We start from the raw sequence: 14,838 nt of genomic DNA, 5'->3' as shown, positions 1-14,838 counted from the left end.
TCCAACCGATTCAAAAGATTCGGGAAAAAAAGTGCAGCGGCCTGCATTTTTTTGGGAACTTATCCACCGCCAGGCTCGTTTCCTTCTCGAGCAGCGGTCATCGCCCCCCCGCAGCGCTGCTCAGCAACATTGGCCCGGCCCGCATTCCCTCCCCCCCCTCGAACGCGTGCCGGGCCATTTTGCACCCTGATATGATAACAAGGTGAAGAACGATGACGAGTTTTCGCGCAATCATCCTGGCATTGATGGCAAGCTTTCTGGTCGCTGGCTGCAATACCGTCAAAGGAGCAGGCCGCGACATCGAGTCAGTCGGTCAGGCTGGCAGCGATGCCATCCATTGACCGGGTTCTGACCCGCTTACCCTAAACCTCTTCGAGAGGTTCGACAGGCGCCGTTTCGGCGCCTGTTTTGTTACGGCGGCGCTGCGTGAACCAGATGGCGAAGAGCGACAGTTCGTAAAGCAGGATCAGCGGCACCGCGAGCAGGAACTGGCTGAGCACGTCGGGAGGCGTCGCGACCGCAGCGATCCCGAACGCCGCGACGATCATGTAGCGCCGCGCCGACACGAGCTGCTCGCGCGTCACCAGCCCCGACCGCTCGATCAGCATCAGCAGGATCGGCAGCAGAAAGGCGATGCCGAACGCCATGATGAACTGCATGATGAAGCTGAGGTAATTGCCGACCGACGGCAGCGCCTCCTGCGTCACGCCGCCGATGTCGCCCTGGTAACCGAGCAGGAATTTGAGCGCCAAGGGGACCGTCACGAAATAGGCGAAGCAGGCGCCGATAGCGAACAGCACCGGGGTCGCGAACAGGAAAGGCAGCAGCGCGCGCTTTTCCTTGCGATAGAGCCCCGGCGCGACGAATTTCCAAAGCTGGTTGGCGATCACCGGAAAGGCGATCATCATCGCCGCGAACAGCGCGACCTTGATCTCGACGAAGAAGGCCTCGAACAGCTGGGTATAGATGAGCTTGCCCTGCCCTGCCCGCACCAGCGGCCGGACGAGAATGCCGAAGATCGGCCGCGCGAAATAGAGACACGCCCCAAAGGCGATCGCGATCGCGAGCAACGACTTAAGCAGTCGCGAACGCAGCTCGATCAGATGGTCGAGCAGCGGCATCTTGCCGCCGGCGCCGTCGTCCTCGCTGGCCGTGACAGGCGTTTCGGCGGTCACGGCAGCGGCCCGTCCTTCGGCGGCACGGCGTGGGTTTCAGCGGGTTCGGGGGGCGTTGCCGCCGCCACCTGATCGGGGTCCACGGCAGCGTCATCGGCCGGCGCCGAAATCAGCGGCGGGTTCGCCTCCGCATCGACGCGCGGAAACTCGCGCATGATCGCGTCATTCTGCTCGCGCCACTGCTTCTCGAGCTCCTCGAGCTCGGCCTCGCGCATCATCGTGTCGAGCCCGGCGCGGAAATGGCGCGCCATCCCGCGCGCCTTGCCGACCCATTTGCCGACGAACCGCATCGCCTTGGGCAGGTCCTTGGGGCCGATAACGACCAGGGCCACCACGATGACGAGCAGCAGTTCGGTGGGCGCGACGTCGAACATTTACCAGCCCAATTCCCGCAGACGGCCGAAAATCAGCGGCTTTCGGTTTCCGCGGTCGGGGCCGGAGTCACCGACGGATCGGGCGCACGCTGGCCTTCGATCTGCTTCGGCGCGGCGGGCGACGCGTCGTCGTCGGCCATGCCCTTCTTGAAGCTCTTGATGCCCTTGGCGACGTCGCCCATCATGTCGGAGAAGCGTCCCTTGCCGAACAGCAGCAGGACGATGACGCCGAAGACCAGCCAGTGCCAGATGCTCAAACCACCCATCTCAAAATCTCCTTGCGCCGCCCATATAGGGAGAGCCGGCGCCGAATGCACGCGGCGACGTCAAAAAAGCCCTAAGCTTCTTCGCCGTCCTTGACTAGGTCCAGCTCGCCCATCGCCTCCTCGAAAGCGAGGTCGACGGGGTCGAGCAGGCCCGCCGCGCGCAAATCCTCGATGCCCGGCAGGTCCTTGCGGCTGCTAAGGCCAAAATGCTGCAAAAAAGCGTCAGTCGTCCTGTAGATCAGCGGGCGCCCTGGCACCTCGCGGCGACCCGCGGGCGCGATCCATTCCGCCTCCATCAGAACGTCGAGCGTGCCTTTCGAGGTCTGGACACCCCGAATCGCCTCGATCTCGGCGCGGCTGACGGGCTCGTGATAGGCGACGATCGCCAGCACCTCCGACGCCGCGCGCGACAGCTTGCGCGGATCGTCGCGCTCGCGGCGCAGCAGATGGGCGAGATCGGCGGGCGTCTGAAAATGCCAGTGCCCGCCGCGCTCGACCAGTTCGATGCCGCTGCCGGCGTGGCGCGCGGCGATCGCCTGGATAATCGCGCGCACCTCGCCTGGCGTCGATTCGTCGCCGAGCCTGCCGGCAAGCTGGCGCGGATCGAGCGGTTCGTCGCTGGCGAAGAGCATCGCCTCGATGGCGCGTTCGCGGTCGTCGATGGGAGTCATGCGGATGCGGCCTTCAGATAGAGTGGTTCGAATGCGCCGTCCTGCTTCAAGTCGACGCGGCCCTGCCGCGCGAGTTCGAGCGCCGCGAGGAAGCTCGACGCGATTGCCGACCGGCGCAGCGGCCCGTCATAATCGGCGGGCAGGAAATCGGACAGTTCGGCCCAGTCGAGCTTGATCCCGATCATGCGTTCGAGGTGATGGAGCGCCGCGTCGAGCGTCACCACGGGGCGCCGCGCGACCATATGGACGACGGGCTCGGTGCGCAGCTTCACCTGCCCATAGGCGACGAGCAGGTCGTAGAGACTGGCGTCCCAGCGCCGCACCCGCACCTCGCGCAGCCCCTCGGGCTTCGGCCGCAGGAACACGTCGCGGCCGATCCGGTCGCGCGCGAGCAGCCGCGCCGCGGCTTCGCGCATCGCCGCGAGGCGCTGGAGCCGCAGTTGCAGCCGCAGCGCCAGTTCGTCGGGCGAGGGATCTTCGGTCGGGTCCTTGGGAAGCAGCAGTGCCGACTTGAGGTAGGCAAGCCACGCCGCCATCACCAGATAATCGGCCGCGACCTCCAGCTTCAGCGCGCGCATTTCGGTGATGAAGGCCAAATATTGCTCGACGAGCGCGAGGATGGATATCTGCCGCAGATCGACCTTCTGGCCCCGCGCCAGCGTCAGCAGCAGGTCGAGCGGCCCCTCCCAGCTTTCAAGGCTGAGTTGCAGCGCGTCCTCGCGCTCCGCCGCCGCGGGAGCCAGCTCGAAATCGAGTGGCAGTTCCTCCATCGGCGCCTCAGGCGATCGCCAGCAGCGCGTCGCGCTGGTCGACAAGCGTCGCGAACTGGCGCGGGTCGCGGGCGCCGGCGACGCGGTCCATCGCGCCTTCGAGGCGCGAGAGCGCCTTCTCGCCGATCGGGTCGAGCGCCTTGGCGATACCGATCATGTCATCCATCTTCGCCCAGCAGTTGAGCGCGATGTCGCAGCCCGCCGCGACCGCGGCTGCGGCACGGGCCGGCACGTCGCCCGACAGCGCCTTCATGTCGAGATCGTCGGTCATCAGCAGGCCGTGGAAGCCGATGCGCTGGCGGATCACGCTGTCGATGATCAGCGGCGACAGCGTCGCGGGACGATCGGGGTCCCAGGCGTTGAACACGACATGGCAGGTCATCGCCATCGCCGCATCGCGCAGCGCCGCAAAGGGTGCGAGGTCGCTCTGCAGATCGCGATCCGACGCCGAGACGACGGGCAGTTCCTCATGCGAATCGAGCAGCGCGCGGCCGTGACCGGGAATATGCTTGACGATACCCACCACGCCGCCGTCCTGCAGCCCGCTCAGGATCGCGCGGCCGAGCGCGGCGACGCGCATCGGCTCGCTGCCGAGCGCACGGTCGCCGATCACGTCGCTGGCGCCCGGCTGACGGACATCGAGCAGCGGCAGGCAGTCGACGGTGATCCCGACCTCCGACAGCATCGAGGCGAGCGCCATCGCGTTGAGCCGCGCCGCCTCGATCGCGCTCGCCGGAGCACGCTCATATAGCGCGTCGAACGCCGCACCGCTGGGGAAATCGGGCCATTCGGGGGATTTCATGCGCGCGACGCGCCCACCCTCCTGGTCGATCAGGATCGGCAGGTTGGCGCGCCCGTCGAGCGACCGCAGATCGTCGGTCAGGCGCCGAAGCTGCTCGCGATTCTCGATATTGCGTCCGAACAGAATATAGCCTGCGGGCTCGCTGTCGCGAAAGAAGGCGCGCTCATCATCGGTCAGCGTCAGGCCCGACAGGCCGAAAATCGCGGGTATCATGCGTCAACCTCCATAGGCTGGCGCCCCCTCACGCGGCAACCAAGGGCAGCATCATGCCATAGCGACAGGTGCGAACCAACGCCGGTTGCGGCGAAACGGGCCGAATCAGCGGACGATATCGCAATTCTCCCCCGCCACACGCAATTTCCCGCATAGATTCTGCGCATTAGCCGCCGTCCCGGCCCCGACGCGGAGGCGGTAGACCTTGTTGCCGCCGACATCCGCCGCCGATACCGACCGGTTGAGCTCGGCCAGATAGGCGAAACGCTTGGAAAGACTGGCCCACGCCTTGTTCGCCGCCGCCTCGCTGCTGAACGCGCCGAGTTGAACCAGCGCACCGCCGCCCGCGGCCGGAGCCGCCTTGGCATCGCCACCGGCGGTTTTGACCGACATCGCGGCGGGACCGGGCTTGCCCTTGTCGGCAGCTGCGATGCGCGCCGCCTCGGCTTTCGCCGCGGCCACCTTGTCCGCCGCCTGCTTCGTCGCCGCGGCCTCGCGCGCAGCGGGCGTCACCGCGGGCTCCTCGGGCATCCGGCTCGGATCGACGCGGCCCGCGGGCTCGACGCCTTCGCTCGCGGCGAAGCTCGCGTCGCCTTCGCCCTCGAAGCTTCTCGATGCGTCGTTTTTCGGTACGACCTTATAGTCGCCCGGCTGCGCGGCGATCAGTTCGCCATTGCCGCGCGCGCCGCCATTCTGGAGCCACCACAGCCCCCCGAGCACCGCACCGATCAGGAGCAGCCCGCCGAGCACCATCACCAGAAGGCGAGTCGGCGAAACCTCGGGATCGTCCTCATAATCGTCGGCCGCCTCCAGCCACGGCAGCCGATCCTCGTCGTCGAGCCCCAGCCCCGCATCCCCATTGTCGCCCATCAAGCCATCTCCTCGAGCGCGTCCACCCCCATGAGGTGCAGCCCGTTTCGGATAACCTGCCCGATTCCGTCGGCCAAATAAAGGCGCGTCGCGGTCAGTTCGGGGTCATTTGCCAGAATGACGCGCGCGTCGGGGCGGTCGTTGCCCATGTTCCACCACGCATGGAAGGCCGCCGCCACCTCGCCCAGATAGAAGGCGATCCGGTGCGGCTCGCGCGCCGACGCGGCCGATTCGACGATGCGCGGGAACTGGGCGAGCAGCTTCACGAGACCCAGCTCATAGGCATCGAGGCGCACCGGATCGGGATTCGCGGGCGCGATACCCGCCTCGGCGAGCTTGCGCTTCAGCGACGCGATCCGCGCATGGGCATATTGAACGTAGAAAACGGGATTGTCGCGCGACGCCTCGACGACCTTGGCGAAGTCGAAATCCATCTGCGCGTCGGCCTTGCGCGTCAGCATGGTGAAGCGCACGGCGTCCTTCCCGACCTCGTCGACGATGTCGGCGAGCGTCACGAAATTGCCCGCGCGCTTCGACATCTTGAACGGCTCGCCGTTCTTGAGCAGGCGAACCATCTGCACCAGCTTGACGTCGAACCGGGTCTTTCCGCCGGTCAGTGCCGCGACCGCTGCCTTGATGCGCTTGACCGTGCCCGCATGGTCGGCGCCCCAGATGTCGATCAGCTCGTCGGCGCCCTGGCTTTTCTGGAAATGATAGGCGAGGTCGGCGCCGAAGTAGGTCCAGCTGCCGTCCGATTTCTTGATCGGCCGGTCCTGATCGTCGCCGAACTGCGTCGAGCGGAACAGCGGCAGCTCGACCGGCTCCCAATCCTCGGGCGTCTCGCCCTTCGGCGCTTCGAGCAGACCATCGTAGACGAGCCCCTGTTCGCGCAGCCATTTCTCGGCGGCAGCGGGCTTGCCTTCGGCCTGCAGTTCGGCTTCGGACGAGAAGAGATCGTGATGGATGCCGAGCTTGGCGAGGTCGGCGCGGATCATGTCCATCATCGCGCTGACCGCTTCGGCGCGGAACAGGCCGAGCCACGCGCTTTCGGGCGCGCCGACGAAGCGGTCGCCATATTCGACCGCGAGCTTGTCCGCGACAGGCTTCAGATAGTCGCCGGGATAAAGCCCTTCGGGGATCGCGCCGATGTCTTCGCCCAGCGCCTCGCGGTAGCGCATGTGCACCGAGCGCGCGAGGACGTCGACCTGCGCGCCCGCGTCGTTGACATAATATTCGCGGATCACTTCGTGCCCCGCATATTCGAGCAGCGCGGCGAGCGCGTCTCCGACGACCGCTCCGCGGCAATGGCCGACGTGCATCGGGCCGGTCGGATTGGCCGAGACATATTCGACATTGACCCGCCGCCCCTCGCCCATCGCCGAGCGGCCGTAATCGGCCCCCTCGGCGTGGACCAGCGCCAGTTCCTCGCGCCAGCTGCCGTCGGCGAGGCGCAGGTTGATGAAGCCGGGGCCGGCGACGCTCGCCTCGGTCACCTCGCCCAGCGCGCCGAGTTCGGCGACGAGCAGGTCGGCAAGCGCGCGCGGGTTCATGCCGGCGGGCTTAGCGAGCACCATTGCGGCGTTGGTCGCGACGTCGCCATGCGCGGGATCGCGCGGCGGCTCGACGCTGATCGCGCACCGGTCGAACCCGGCCGGCAGGGCATTTTTAGCGGCAAGCGCATCGAGCGCTGCGCCGATATGGTCGGAAAAGCGGCTGAACAGGGTCACGAGTGGGGCCTATCTTCGATCAAAGGAGGTTCGCGCGCGCCCTATCGCAGCTTGGGCAACGCGAAAAGCCCTGCGTCGCCCGATCGGCGCCCGCAGGGTGAAATGAAAGCGACGGGCGCCGCCGCGCCGCCGCAATATCCTATCGTCGGACGTTATATTCGAGCTGGTCCTGCGTGAGCTGAAAGCCGACGAGCAGTTCGAAGCTCGCGCGCTGCACCGCGGCCTTGACCTCGGGCAGGCTGAGCGGATCGACCGCCGCATCGGCGTCGCCGGCCTTGCGCTTGCGGGTGATGCGGTCCTGGATGTCGGCAGGCAGCGTCGCCGCGGCGGCATCGACATAGGCCGATGCCTGGGCGTGACCGGTTCCGCGCACCTGGCCCTCTGCAAAAGTCACGCTCACCTGGCCAAGGCGCTTCGCGACCACCGCGGTGCCGCCCTGCACGACCGTGGCGAAATAGGGCAAGGTCACGGTGCGCGCCGGCCCGGCATCCCGGCGCGTCGCGACGACGTCGAAATCGGCGAGCTGGTAGATTTTCTCGCCCGTATCGTTGCACTGCGGCGTCAGTTTGGTGATCGTCGCGACGACGTCGATCGCGCTCGCGTCGCGGCTCGTCGCCGGGTCGAACAGGGTAATGTCGCCGGTGTGCAGCGGAATGGCGACCGCCGGGCATTTGCTGCGCGTGGCGGTGATGCCGACGCCTGCCGAGATGTCGAGTTCATTGTCGCGGCCGCAGCCAGCCGTCGTCGCCACGGCCGCCACCCCACAGAGGACAGCGATGATCTTGCGGGGCGAAGAAGGGGTCGGCTTCATATCGGTCAGGCTTTCCAATCGGCGGGACGGGACGGGTCGTTCCGGCTCCATGCGCGCCGCTTCTTATCGGTGCGATGAACGGGGCGCAACAGGCAGGCGTCCGAGCCATAAGCCGCTTTACCCCATGGGACCTGCTGCGCTAGAGCGCCGCATCATGAACGAACCCCTTAAAATGACGCCCGCCAATGAAGGCGAAACGGCGGAACTCAGGGTATTGATCGCGGCGCCGCGCGGCTTTTGCGCGGGCGTCGACCGGGCGATCCGCATCGTCGAGCTCGCGATCGACCGCTTCGGCCCGGCGGTCTATGTGCGCCATGAAATCGTCCACAATCGCTACGTCGTGGAATCGCTGAAGGCCAAGGGCGCGATCTTCGTCGAATCGCTCGACCAGGTTCCCGATGACGTTCCGGTGGTGTTCAGCGCGCATGGTGTCCCCAAGGCCGTGCCCGCCAAGGCCGAGGCGCGCGGGCTCGATTATATCGACGCAACCTGTCCGCTGGTGTCGAAGGTGCATCGTCAGGCCGAACGCGCGAGCGAGGCCGGGCGGCATATCGTCTTCATCGGCCACGCCGGCCACCCCGAGGTCATCGGGACGCTGGGGCAACTCCCCGAAGGCGCGATGACGCTCGTCGAATCGGTCGACGACGTCGCTGCGCTGGTGCCGCCCGATCCCGAAAAGCTCGCTTTTCTGACCCAGACGACGTTGTCGGTCGACGATACGCGCGATATCGTCACCGCGCTCGAGCACCGCTTCCCGACGATCCAGGGTCCGCGCGGAGAGGATATCTGCTACGCGACCTCGAACCGCCAGCAGGCGGTGAAGGCGATCGCCGGCCAGTGCGACCGGATGATCGTGATCGGCGCCCCGAACAGCTCGAACAGCCTGCGTCTCGTCGAGGTCGCCGAACGGCTCGGCACGCCCGCGCATCTGGTTCAGCGCGGCGAGGACATCGCGCCCGAATGGCTGGCGGGCATCGCGACGCTCGGTATCACCGCGGGCGCAAGCGCGCCCGAAACGCTGGTGCGCGAAGTGATCGACGCGGTCGCCGCCCACCGTCCGATCGTCGAGGAAGTGGTCGTCACCGCGCAGGAGAATATGATCTTCAAGCTGCCGCGCGGGCTCGAACCCTGATGGCGGTCTATACCGAGGTCGACCCCGACGATCTGGCCACCCTCGTCGCCCGCTACGACATCGGGACGGTCCAGTCGTGCAAGGGAATCGCCGAAGGCGTCGAGAACAGCAATTTCCTGCTCGAAACGACGGGCGGGCGCTTCATCCTGACGCTCTACGAAAAGCGCGTTCGGGCGGATGACCTGCCCTTCTTCGTCGACCTGCTCGGCCACCTGGCGGCCAAGGGCTGCCCCGTCCCGGCGATGATCCGCGACCGCGAAGGCGCCGCGATCCAGCGGATCTCGGGGCGCGCGGCGTGCATCATCCAGTTCCTGTCCGGCATCTCGTTGACGCGGCCGACCGCGGCGCAATGCGAAGCGGCTGGCGCGGCGCTCGGCGCGGCGCATCGCGCGCTCGAGGATTTCGCGGGCGCCCGCGAAAACAGCATGGGGCATGGGCATTGGCGCGATATCGCTGCCGCGGCGGGCGATCTCGACACGGTCCTGCCGGGGCTGGGGGCGATCGTCGAAGCCGAACTCGACTATCTCGACGCGAACTGGCCCGCCGGTCTGCCCGCGCACGTCATCCACGCCGATCTGTTTCCCGACAATGTGCTGATGCTCGGCGATCGGGTGACGGGACTGATCGACTTCTATTTCGCGGCGACCGACTATCGCGCCTACGATCTTGCCGTCACCCACGCGTCGTGGACCTTTTCCCGCGACGGCACGCGCTGCGACCCGGCCCGTGCGGCCGCGTTGATGCGCGGCTATGCGCGCGAGGTCGCGCTGACCGAAGCCGAGGTCGCCGCGCTGCCGCTCCTCGCGCGCGGCGCCTCGCTCCGCTTCCTGCTGACGCGCGCGCACGACTGGATTCACACGCCGGCCGACGCGCTGGTGACGCGCAAGGATCCTTCGCCCTTTCTCGCGCGGCTGCGGCGCTATCAGGCCCCTGACGCCCTGGACTTGTTCAAGGCATGATCACGGGCAAGACCGTGATCGTCGCCACCGACGGCGCGTGCAAGGGCAACCCCGGGCCGGGCGGCTGGGGCGCGGTGCTGCGCTGGGGCGACGTCGTGAAGACGATTTCGGGCGGCGAGGCCGAGACGACCAACAACCGCATGGAACTGATGGCCGCGATCGAGGCGCTGGCGGCGCTGAAGCGCGGCTGCCGCATCGAACTGTCAACCGACAGCGTCTATGTCCGCGACGGCATCACCAAATGGATCCACGGCTGGCAGAAGAACGGCTGGAAGACCGCCGCCAAGAAGCCGGTTGCCAACGCCGACCTGTGGCAGCGCCTCGCCGCCGAAGCGAAGCGGCACGAGATCGAATGGCTGTGGGTCAAGGGCCACGCCGGGCACGGCGACAACGAACTCGCCGACAAGCTGGCGAGCGACGCCGCGCTGGCGGCGGCACGGACGCGCTGAACGCCCGCGCCGCGGTGTGGGTGTGGCTATTCGGCTTCGCGCGTCTCGGCGCCCGGCCCGTTCTTCTTGATCGAATCGATGGCGTTCTTCGCGGAGGCCTTGCTGCTGTAGCCCTCGGTCCAGAAGATGGTTTCGCTGTTATATTTGAAATAGGCGACGAACTCGCCCGCCTTGTTCTTCTTGATCTCGAAATAATGAGCCATGGGGTACCTCCACGAAGCGGAGCCGCCAGGGTGCGCGGCTAACCCATGTTAAGCCGTTGATCGGCGGGCGCAAGCCGTTCAATCGATCAGGCGAAACGAACCGGCGAATAAGGTTCGGGATCGACAGCGCCGATCGCGTCCGTGGGCTGCGGCCCGCCGAGCTGCGCGGCGAGCAGGCCCGAAATCGCGGGCGCGGTCTGGATACCGAAGCCCCCCTGCCCCGCGCACCAGACGAAGGCGGGCTCGCGGGGGTCGGCGCCGAACACCGGCAGCCGATCGGGCGCGAAGCTGCGCAGACCGGCCCATTTCCGCTCCACCGCCGCCACCGGCCAGTCGACCACCGACTGCAGGCGCTCGATCGCGAGCGCGACGTCGATCTCTTCGGGTGCCGCATCGCAGGGATCCGAAGGCGTTTCGTCATGCGGGCTCAGCCACACGCGCCCTTCGCTTTCGCCCTTGAAATAGAATTGGCCGCCGACATGGACCACCAGCGGCAGGGCAGCGGACACCGGCACGCCGAGGCGGACCTGGAGCACCGTCCGGCGATAGGGCTGGATCGCGACCGGCGCGACGCCGCAGGCGGCCGCGACGTCGTCCGCCCAGGCGCCGGCGGCATTGACGATCAACGCCGCCGTCATGTCGCCCTGTCCCGTGCGCGCATGCCACAGCCCGCCTCGCCGGCTCGCCGCGATCAGCGGTGCCCGCGTGACGAGCCCGGCCCCTGCGCGCTTCGCCGCGCGCAGATAGGCGACGTGGAGCGCCGCCACGTCGATGTCGCTGCACGCCCCTTCATAAGCGGCTTCGGTCCAGTCGGGATGGATGCCCGGCACCCTTGCCGCGACATCGGCGGCGGTCAGACGCACGACATCGACGCCCTTTGCGGCAAATTCGGCGGTGAAGGCATCGACAGCCGCCTTTTCCTCACGCCGACCGATGGTCAGCGCGGCGCGCGGCGCCAGAAAGGGGCGATCCGAAAAATCAGCCGGAGGCCGCGCCAGGGTCGCGAAGGAAGCGGCCGAGAGCGGCTGCACCCCGACCCCGCCATAGCTTTCGTGCCAGAAGGCGGCCGACCGCCCGGTGGCGTGAACGCCCGGACGATCCTCTGTCTCGATCATCACCACCCGCCGGTGGGGCGCGAGCGCGGCGGCGAGGCTGGCGCCCGCGATACCGGCGCCCACGATCAGCACGTCGGTGGTCGAGGGCGGCTTGTCGGTCATGGCACGCCGCATATCGGCTCGCGGCGGGAATGCAAGCCGGGCACCCACGCCGCGGCGCCATGGTTACGCTTTGGTAAGCCATCGTCGCTATTGGAAAAGCTGTGGGAAACACTCCGATCGCTCTTGGCCTGATGGCCCTGCTTGCCGCGCTGATGATCGCCGCGGCGATCAGCGATTTGCGGTCGCGCACGATTTCCAACGGGCTGAACGCCGCGATCGCGCTGCTCGCCATCCCCTTCTGGATTGCGACGGGCCTGTCGGCCTGGCCCGAAGTGCCGATCCAGTTCGGCGCCGCCTTCGGCGTCTTCCTGCTCTTTGCCGGGCTGTTCGCGATCGGCGCGATGGGCGGCGGCGACGTCAAGATGATCGGCGCGGTGATGCTTTGGATTCCGCTGCCGCTGTTCGTCCCGACGCTGACCGTCATGGCGATCGCCGGCGGCCTGCTGTCCGGTGCCATGCTCGTCCACATCAAGATGCGCCCCTCTGAAAAGCCCGTCGAGGTGCCCTACGGGGTCGCCATCGCGGCTGCGGGCCTTTGGGCGCTTCACCAACACTATCTTAACCAGTTTCAGTCTATCGGATCGACCTGAGGGAAAGCACCGCCGCATCCGGTGAGTGCAGGAGGCGAAAAATCGTCATGGATACGCGAAAGATAATGCTGATCGTCGGCGCGCTGGTCATTGCGGTCGGTGCGGCGTTCGGGGTCAACCAGATGATGCGCGGGGCATCGGCGCCGACGGCTCGAGCCGCGGCGGCGCCGGAGTTTTCCGGCCCGACCATCCTCGTCGCCACGCGGCAGTTGCCGGCGGGCACGATTATCGGGCCCGACAGTTTCCGCTTTCAGCCCTGGCCCAAGGATCTGGTCGAGAAGGCCTATTTCCTGAAGGACAAGACCGACGTGAACACGCTGGTGGGCACGGTCGTCCGCTTTCCGATCACCGCGGGCGAACCGCTGACGCAGGGCGCGCTCGTCCATCCCGACGACCGCGGCTTCCTGGCCGCGGCGCTCGGCCCCGGCATGCGCGCGGTGACCGTCAAGGTTTCGCAGGAACAGGGCGTCGCGGGCTTCGTCTTTCCCGGCGACCGGGTCGACGTGGTGCTGTCGCAGACCATCGAGGTCAAGGAGGGCGGCACCTATCCCGACGATCAGCTGTTCACGGCCGAAACGATCGTTCGCAACGTGCGCGTTCTCGCGACCGACCAGCGTTACGACGCGAAGGATGAAACCGGCAAGACGCCGGTTCGCACCTTCGGTTCCGTGACGCTCGAAGCGACTCCCGAGATCGCCGAGAAAATCGCGGTCGCCCAGAATATGGGCAGGCTCTCGCTCGCGCTGCGCCCGCTCGCCGAAACCAGCGGCGACCTCGAAGCGGCGATCGCCTCGGGCGAGGTCGACGTGCCCGCCAAGGGCGGCACCGCCGCCGAGCGGAAGATGCTGGCCGAAGTCGCCGCACGCCCGACCTCGGGCCGCAGCTCGGCAACGACCGGCGGCGACGTGTCGCGCTTCTGGGTACCCGTTCGCGGCCGCGTTGGCGGCAGCGGAGCGCTCCAGCAGCAGCCAGCATATAGCGGCGCTCCGGCGGGGGCCGGGCGCGCAGCGCCGGTGATGTCCAGCGGACCCGTTGTTCGCGTGACCCGCGGCGACAAGACCACCGAAGTTCCGGTTGGGGGGAAGTAAGATGAACAGCAAAGCCAAAATGAAGGCGGCGGCGCTGGCCCGCACCCTGGCCGTCGGCCTGGTCGCGGCCGCTCTGATCTCCGCCCCCTCGCAGCAGGCGTCGGCGCAAGCCACCCAGAATGCGAGCTCGAGCATCGACCTGTCGGTCGGCCGTGGCCGCCTGATCAGCCTGCCCGCGGCGATGGTCGACGTGTTCGTCGCCAACGACACGGTGGCCGATGTGCAGGTCCGCTCGTCGCGCCAGCTCTATATCTTCGGCAAGGCGCCGGGCGAAACGAGCATCTATGCGACCGATGCCAGCGGCCGCGTGGTCTATTCGACCGTGGCGCGCGTCGGAAACAATATCGAGACGATCGATCAGATGCTTTCGCTCGCCATGCCCGAGGCGAAGATCTCCGCCAACACGATGAACGGCTTCGTGCTGCTCACCGGAACGGTGCAGTCGCCCGACGATGCCGCCGAAGCCGAACGGCTGGTGCAGGCGTTCGTCGGCGAGCAAACCAAGGTGCTCTCGCGTCTGCGTACCGCGACGCCGCTGCAGGTCAACCTGCAGGTCCGCATCGCCGAGGTGAACCGCTCGCTGGTCAAGGAAATCAGCGGCAACCTCTTGACCCGCGACCGCGATGGCCCGCTCGGCAACGGCTTTCTCGGCGGCGTGTTCGGTGGTCGTACCGCAGGCACGATCCTCTATCCCGGCGAAGGCGAGCCGCCGCTTCCGGCCGGCTCGACCGGCTATCAGATCACCACGCCGAGCGGCACGCGCAGCATCGCAGGGGCCGGCCGCCTGTTCGGTCTCGACTTGATCGCTTCGCTCGACATGGGTGAGCGCTCGGGAATGGTGGTGACGCTCGCCCAGCCCAACCTGACCGCGATCTCGGGCGAAACCGCCGACTTCCTGGCCGGCGGCGAATTTCCGATCCCGATCCCCGGCAATTTCGCCGGCACGACGATCGAATATCGCAAATATGGCGTCAGCTTGGCCTATACGCCGACGGTGCTGTCGAACGGCCGGATCAGCCTGCGCGTGCGCCCCGAAGTGTCGGAACTGTCGACCGAAGGCGCGATCGAGATGGAAGGCTTCCAGATCCCGGCGCTGACCATCCGGCGCGCCGAAACGACGGTCGAACTGGGTTCGGGTGAGAGCTTCATGATCGCCGGCCTGATGAACAATCGTTCGATCGGCGCGATCGACAAGATGCCCGGCCTTGGCGACGTGCCGATCCTCGGCACTTTGTTCAAGTCGGACAGCTTCCGCCGCGGCGAAACCGAGCTGGTGATCGTCGTCACGCCTTATCTGGTGAACCCGGTGTCGGCGAACGACATCAAGCTGCCGACCGACGCCTATCAGGATGCGAACGACGCGGCGCGGCTGTTCCTGGGACAGACGAGCAACGGCGTGAGCGGCGGTGACCGGCCGAAACCGCGGCTCGACACGTCGGCGGGCGACGCCGACCGGCTGCGCGGCGGCGACGAGGTTTCGCCGGGCTTCAGCATCAAGTGACGCGCTGGTTTTCAGGAGCA

General features: G+C 67.2%; 18 protein-coding genes. 7 read left to right on the top strand and 11 right to left on the bottom strand.

The window, feature by feature from the left end:
• Positions 1-212: 212 nt before the first annotated feature.
• On the top strand, positions 213-341 hold the full coding sequence (locus CD928_RS16740) for an entericidin A/B family lipoprotein (RefSeq protein WP_054726480.1): 129 nt from the start codon (positions 213-215) through the stop codon (positions 339-341).
• 21 nt (positions 342-362) lie between these two features.
• On the opposite strand, the gene tatC is transcribed toward CD928_RS16740, so the two are convergent.
• The 9 genes from tatC to CD928_RS16695 all read right to left on the bottom strand — a co-directional run bounded on the left by tatC (position 363) and on the right by CD928_RS16695 (position 7,628).
• A complete protein-coding gene (gene tatC, locus CD928_RS16735; protein WP_095388283.1) occupies positions 363-1,121 on the bottom strand; it encodes a twin-arginine translocase subunit TatC in 759 nt (252 codons plus the stop codon).
• A 50-nt stretch (positions 1,122-1,171) separates the two neighbouring features.
• Positions 1,172-1,549: a Sec-independent protein translocase protein TatB gene (gene tatB, locus CD928_RS16730; protein ID WP_095388232.1), complete on the bottom strand. Its 378-nt coding sequence runs from the start codon at positions 1,547-1,549 to the stop codon at positions 1,172-1,174.
• 32 nt (positions 1,550-1,581) lie between these two features.
• Positions 1,582-1,815, bottom strand: coding sequence for a twin-arginine translocase TatA/TatE family subunit (locus tag CD928_RS16725; RefSeq protein ID WP_095388231.1), 234 nt, complete (start codon positions 1,813-1,815; stop codon positions 1,582-1,584).
• A gap of 71 nt (positions 1,816-1,886) precedes the next feature.
• Positions 1,887-2,486: an SMC-Scp complex subunit ScpB gene (scpB, locus tag CD928_RS16720; protein WP_095388230.1), complete on the bottom strand. Its 600-nt coding sequence runs from the start codon at positions 2,484-2,486 to the stop codon at positions 1,887-1,889.
• Positions 2,483-3,256 (bottom strand): ScpA family protein, encoded by a 774-nt coding sequence (locus tag CD928_RS16715; RefSeq protein WP_095388229.1) that lies wholly within the window; start codon positions 3,254-3,256, stop codon positions 2,483-2,485. Before CD928_RS16715 ends, scpB begins: the two co-directional genes overlap by 4 nt.
• 7 nt (positions 3,257-3,263) lie before the next feature.
• Entirely contained in the window at positions 3,264-4,271 is a 1,008-nt protein-coding gene (gene nagZ, locus CD928_RS16710; RefSeq protein ID WP_095388228.1) for a beta-N-acetylhexosaminidase, read from the bottom strand.
• A 105-nt stretch (positions 4,272-4,376) separates the two neighbouring features.
• On the bottom strand, positions 4,377-5,141 hold the full coding sequence (locus CD928_RS16705; RefSeq protein WP_095388227.1) for an SPOR domain-containing protein: 765 nt from the start codon (positions 5,139-5,141) through the stop codon (positions 4,377-4,379).
• On the bottom strand, positions 5,141-6,868 hold the full coding sequence (argS, locus tag CD928_RS16700) for an arginine--tRNA ligase (RefSeq protein WP_095388226.1): 1,728 nt from the start codon (positions 6,866-6,868) through the stop codon (positions 5,141-5,143). The genes CD928_RS16705 and argS overlap by 1 nt, the downstream gene beginning before the upstream one ends.
• 139 nt (positions 6,869-7,007) lie before the next feature.
• Positions 7,008-7,628, bottom strand: a complete 621-nt coding sequence (locus tag CD928_RS16695; RefSeq protein ID WP_095388282.1) for a hypothetical protein — start codon at positions 7,626-7,628, stop codon at positions 7,008-7,010.
• A gap of 205 nt (positions 7,629-7,833) precedes the next feature.
• On the opposite strand from CD928_RS16695, the gene ispH reads away from it, so the two are divergent.
• The 3 genes from ispH to rnhA are packed head-to-tail and all read left to right on the top strand — an operon-like array spanning position 7,834 to position 10,219.
• Complete coding sequence (gene ispH / locus CD928_RS16690) at positions 7,834-8,811, top strand: 4-hydroxy-3-methylbut-2-enyl diphosphate reductase (protein ID WP_176473613.1); 978 nt, start codon at positions 7,834-7,836, stop codon at positions 8,809-8,811.
• Positions 8,811-9,770: a homoserine kinase gene (thrB, locus tag CD928_RS16685; RefSeq protein WP_095388224.1), complete on the top strand. Its 960-nt coding sequence runs from the start codon at positions 8,811-8,813 to the stop codon at positions 9,768-9,770. Before ispH ends, thrB begins: the two co-directional genes overlap by 1 nt.
• On the top strand, positions 9,767-10,219 hold the full coding sequence (rnhA, locus tag CD928_RS16680) for a ribonuclease HI (RefSeq protein ID WP_095388223.1): 453 nt from the start codon (positions 9,767-9,769) through the stop codon (positions 10,217-10,219). Before thrB ends, rnhA begins: the two co-directional genes overlap by 4 nt.
• A 26-nt stretch (positions 10,220-10,245) precedes the next feature.
• Here the strand turns inward: rnhA and CD928_RS16675 are convergent, their stop codons facing one another.
• Positions 10,246-10,422: a DUF1508 domain-containing protein gene (locus tag CD928_RS16675; protein WP_095388222.1), complete on the bottom strand. Its 177-nt coding sequence runs from the start codon at positions 10,420-10,422 to the stop codon at positions 10,246-10,248.
• A gap of 86 nt (positions 10,423-10,508) precedes the next feature.
• The gene (locus CD928_RS16670; protein WP_095388221.1) at positions 10,509-11,639 is read right to left on the bottom strand and encodes an FAD-binding oxidoreductase; all 1,131 of its coding nucleotides are present in this window, start codon (positions 11,637-11,639) and stop codon (positions 10,509-10,511) included.
• 101 nt (positions 11,640-11,740) lie between these two features.
• Here CD928_RS16670 and CD928_RS16665 point away from each other — a divergent pair, with 101 nt between their 5' ends.
• From CD928_RS16665 to CD928_RS16655, 3 genes are read left to right on the top strand one after another with little or no spacing between them, the layout of a single operon-like run.
• Entirely contained in the window at positions 11,741-12,229 is a 489-nt protein-coding gene (locus CD928_RS16665; RefSeq protein WP_255247219.1) for a prepilin peptidase, read from the top strand.
• 47 nt (positions 12,230-12,276) lie between these two features.
• Complete coding sequence (gene cpaB / locus CD928_RS16660) at positions 12,277-13,317, top strand: Flp pilus assembly protein CpaB (protein WP_095388219.1); 1,041 nt, start codon at positions 12,277-12,279, stop codon at positions 13,315-13,317.
• A gap of 1 nt (position 13,318) precedes the next feature.
• Positions 13,319-14,818, top strand: a complete 1,500-nt coding sequence (locus tag CD928_RS16655) for a type II and III secretion system protein family protein (protein WP_095388218.1) — start codon at positions 13,319-13,321, stop codon at positions 14,816-14,818.
• Positions 14,819-14,838: the final 20 nt, after the last annotated feature.

The organism is Sphingopyxis sp. GW247-27LB, from assembly GCF_002277025.1.
Classification (GTDB): domain Bacteria; phylum Pseudomonadota; class Alphaproteobacteria; order Sphingomonadales; family Sphingomonadaceae; genus Sphingopyxis.
Note: the sequence above shows the minus strand (reverse complement) of the source record. Positions and strands in the feature narration are given on the sequence as shown.

Bases quoted from the DNA above. Each gene is read 5' to 3' on its own strand.
- CD928_RS16740 (WP_054726480.1), top strand. From the start codon at position 213: ATGACGAGTTTTCGCGCAATCATCCTGGCATTGATGGCAAGCTTTCTG.
- tatC (WP_095388283.1), bottom strand. From the start codon at position 1,121: ATGCCGCTGCTCGACCATCTGATCGAGCTGCGTTCGCGACTGCTTAAG.
- tatB (WP_095388232.1), bottom strand. From the start codon at position 1,549: ATGTTCGACGTCGCGCCCACCGAACTGCTGCTCGTCATCGTGGTGGCC.
- CD928_RS16725 (WP_095388231.1), bottom strand. From the start codon at position 1,815: ATGGGTGGTTTGAGCATCTGGCACTGGCTGGTCTTCGGCGTCATCGTC.
- scpB (WP_095388230.1), bottom strand. From the start codon at position 2,486: ATGACTCCCATCGACGACCGCGAACGCGCCATCGAGGCGATGCTCTTC.
- CD928_RS16715 (WP_095388229.1), bottom strand. From the start codon at position 3,256: ATGGAGGAACTGCCACTCGATTTCGAGCTGGCTCCCGCGGCGGCGGAG.
- nagZ (WP_095388228.1), bottom strand. From the start codon at position 4,271: ATGATACCCGCGATTTTCGGCCTGTCGGGCCTGACGCTGACCGATGAT.
- CD928_RS16705 (WP_095388227.1), bottom strand. From the start codon at position 5,141: ATGGGCGACAATGGGGATGCGGGGCTGGGGCTCGACGACGAGGATCGG.
- ispH (WP_176473613.1), top strand. From the start codon at position 7,834: ATGAACGAACCCCTTAAAATGACGCCCGCCAATGAAGGCGAAACGGCG.
- thrB (WP_095388224.1), top strand. From the start codon at position 8,811: ATGGCGGTCTATACCGAGGTCGACCCCGACGATCTGGCCACCCTCGTC.
- rnhA (WP_095388223.1), top strand. From the start codon at position 9,767: ATGATCACGGGCAAGACCGTGATCGTCGCCACCGACGGCGCGTGCAAG.
- CD928_RS16675 (WP_095388222.1), bottom strand. From the start codon at position 10,422: ATGGCTCATTATTTCGAGATCAAGAAGAACAAGGCGGGCGAGTTCGTC.
- CD928_RS16670 (WP_095388221.1), bottom strand. From the start codon at position 11,639: ATGACCGACAAGCCGCCCTCGACCACCGACGTGCTGATCGTGGGCGCC.
- cpaB (WP_095388219.1), top strand. From the start codon at position 12,277: ATGGATACGCGAAAGATAATGCTGATCGTCGGCGCGCTGGTCATTGCG.
- CD928_RS16655 (WP_095388218.1), top strand. From the start codon at position 13,319: ATGAACAGCAAAGCCAAAATGAAGGCGGCGGCGCTGGCCCGCACCCTG.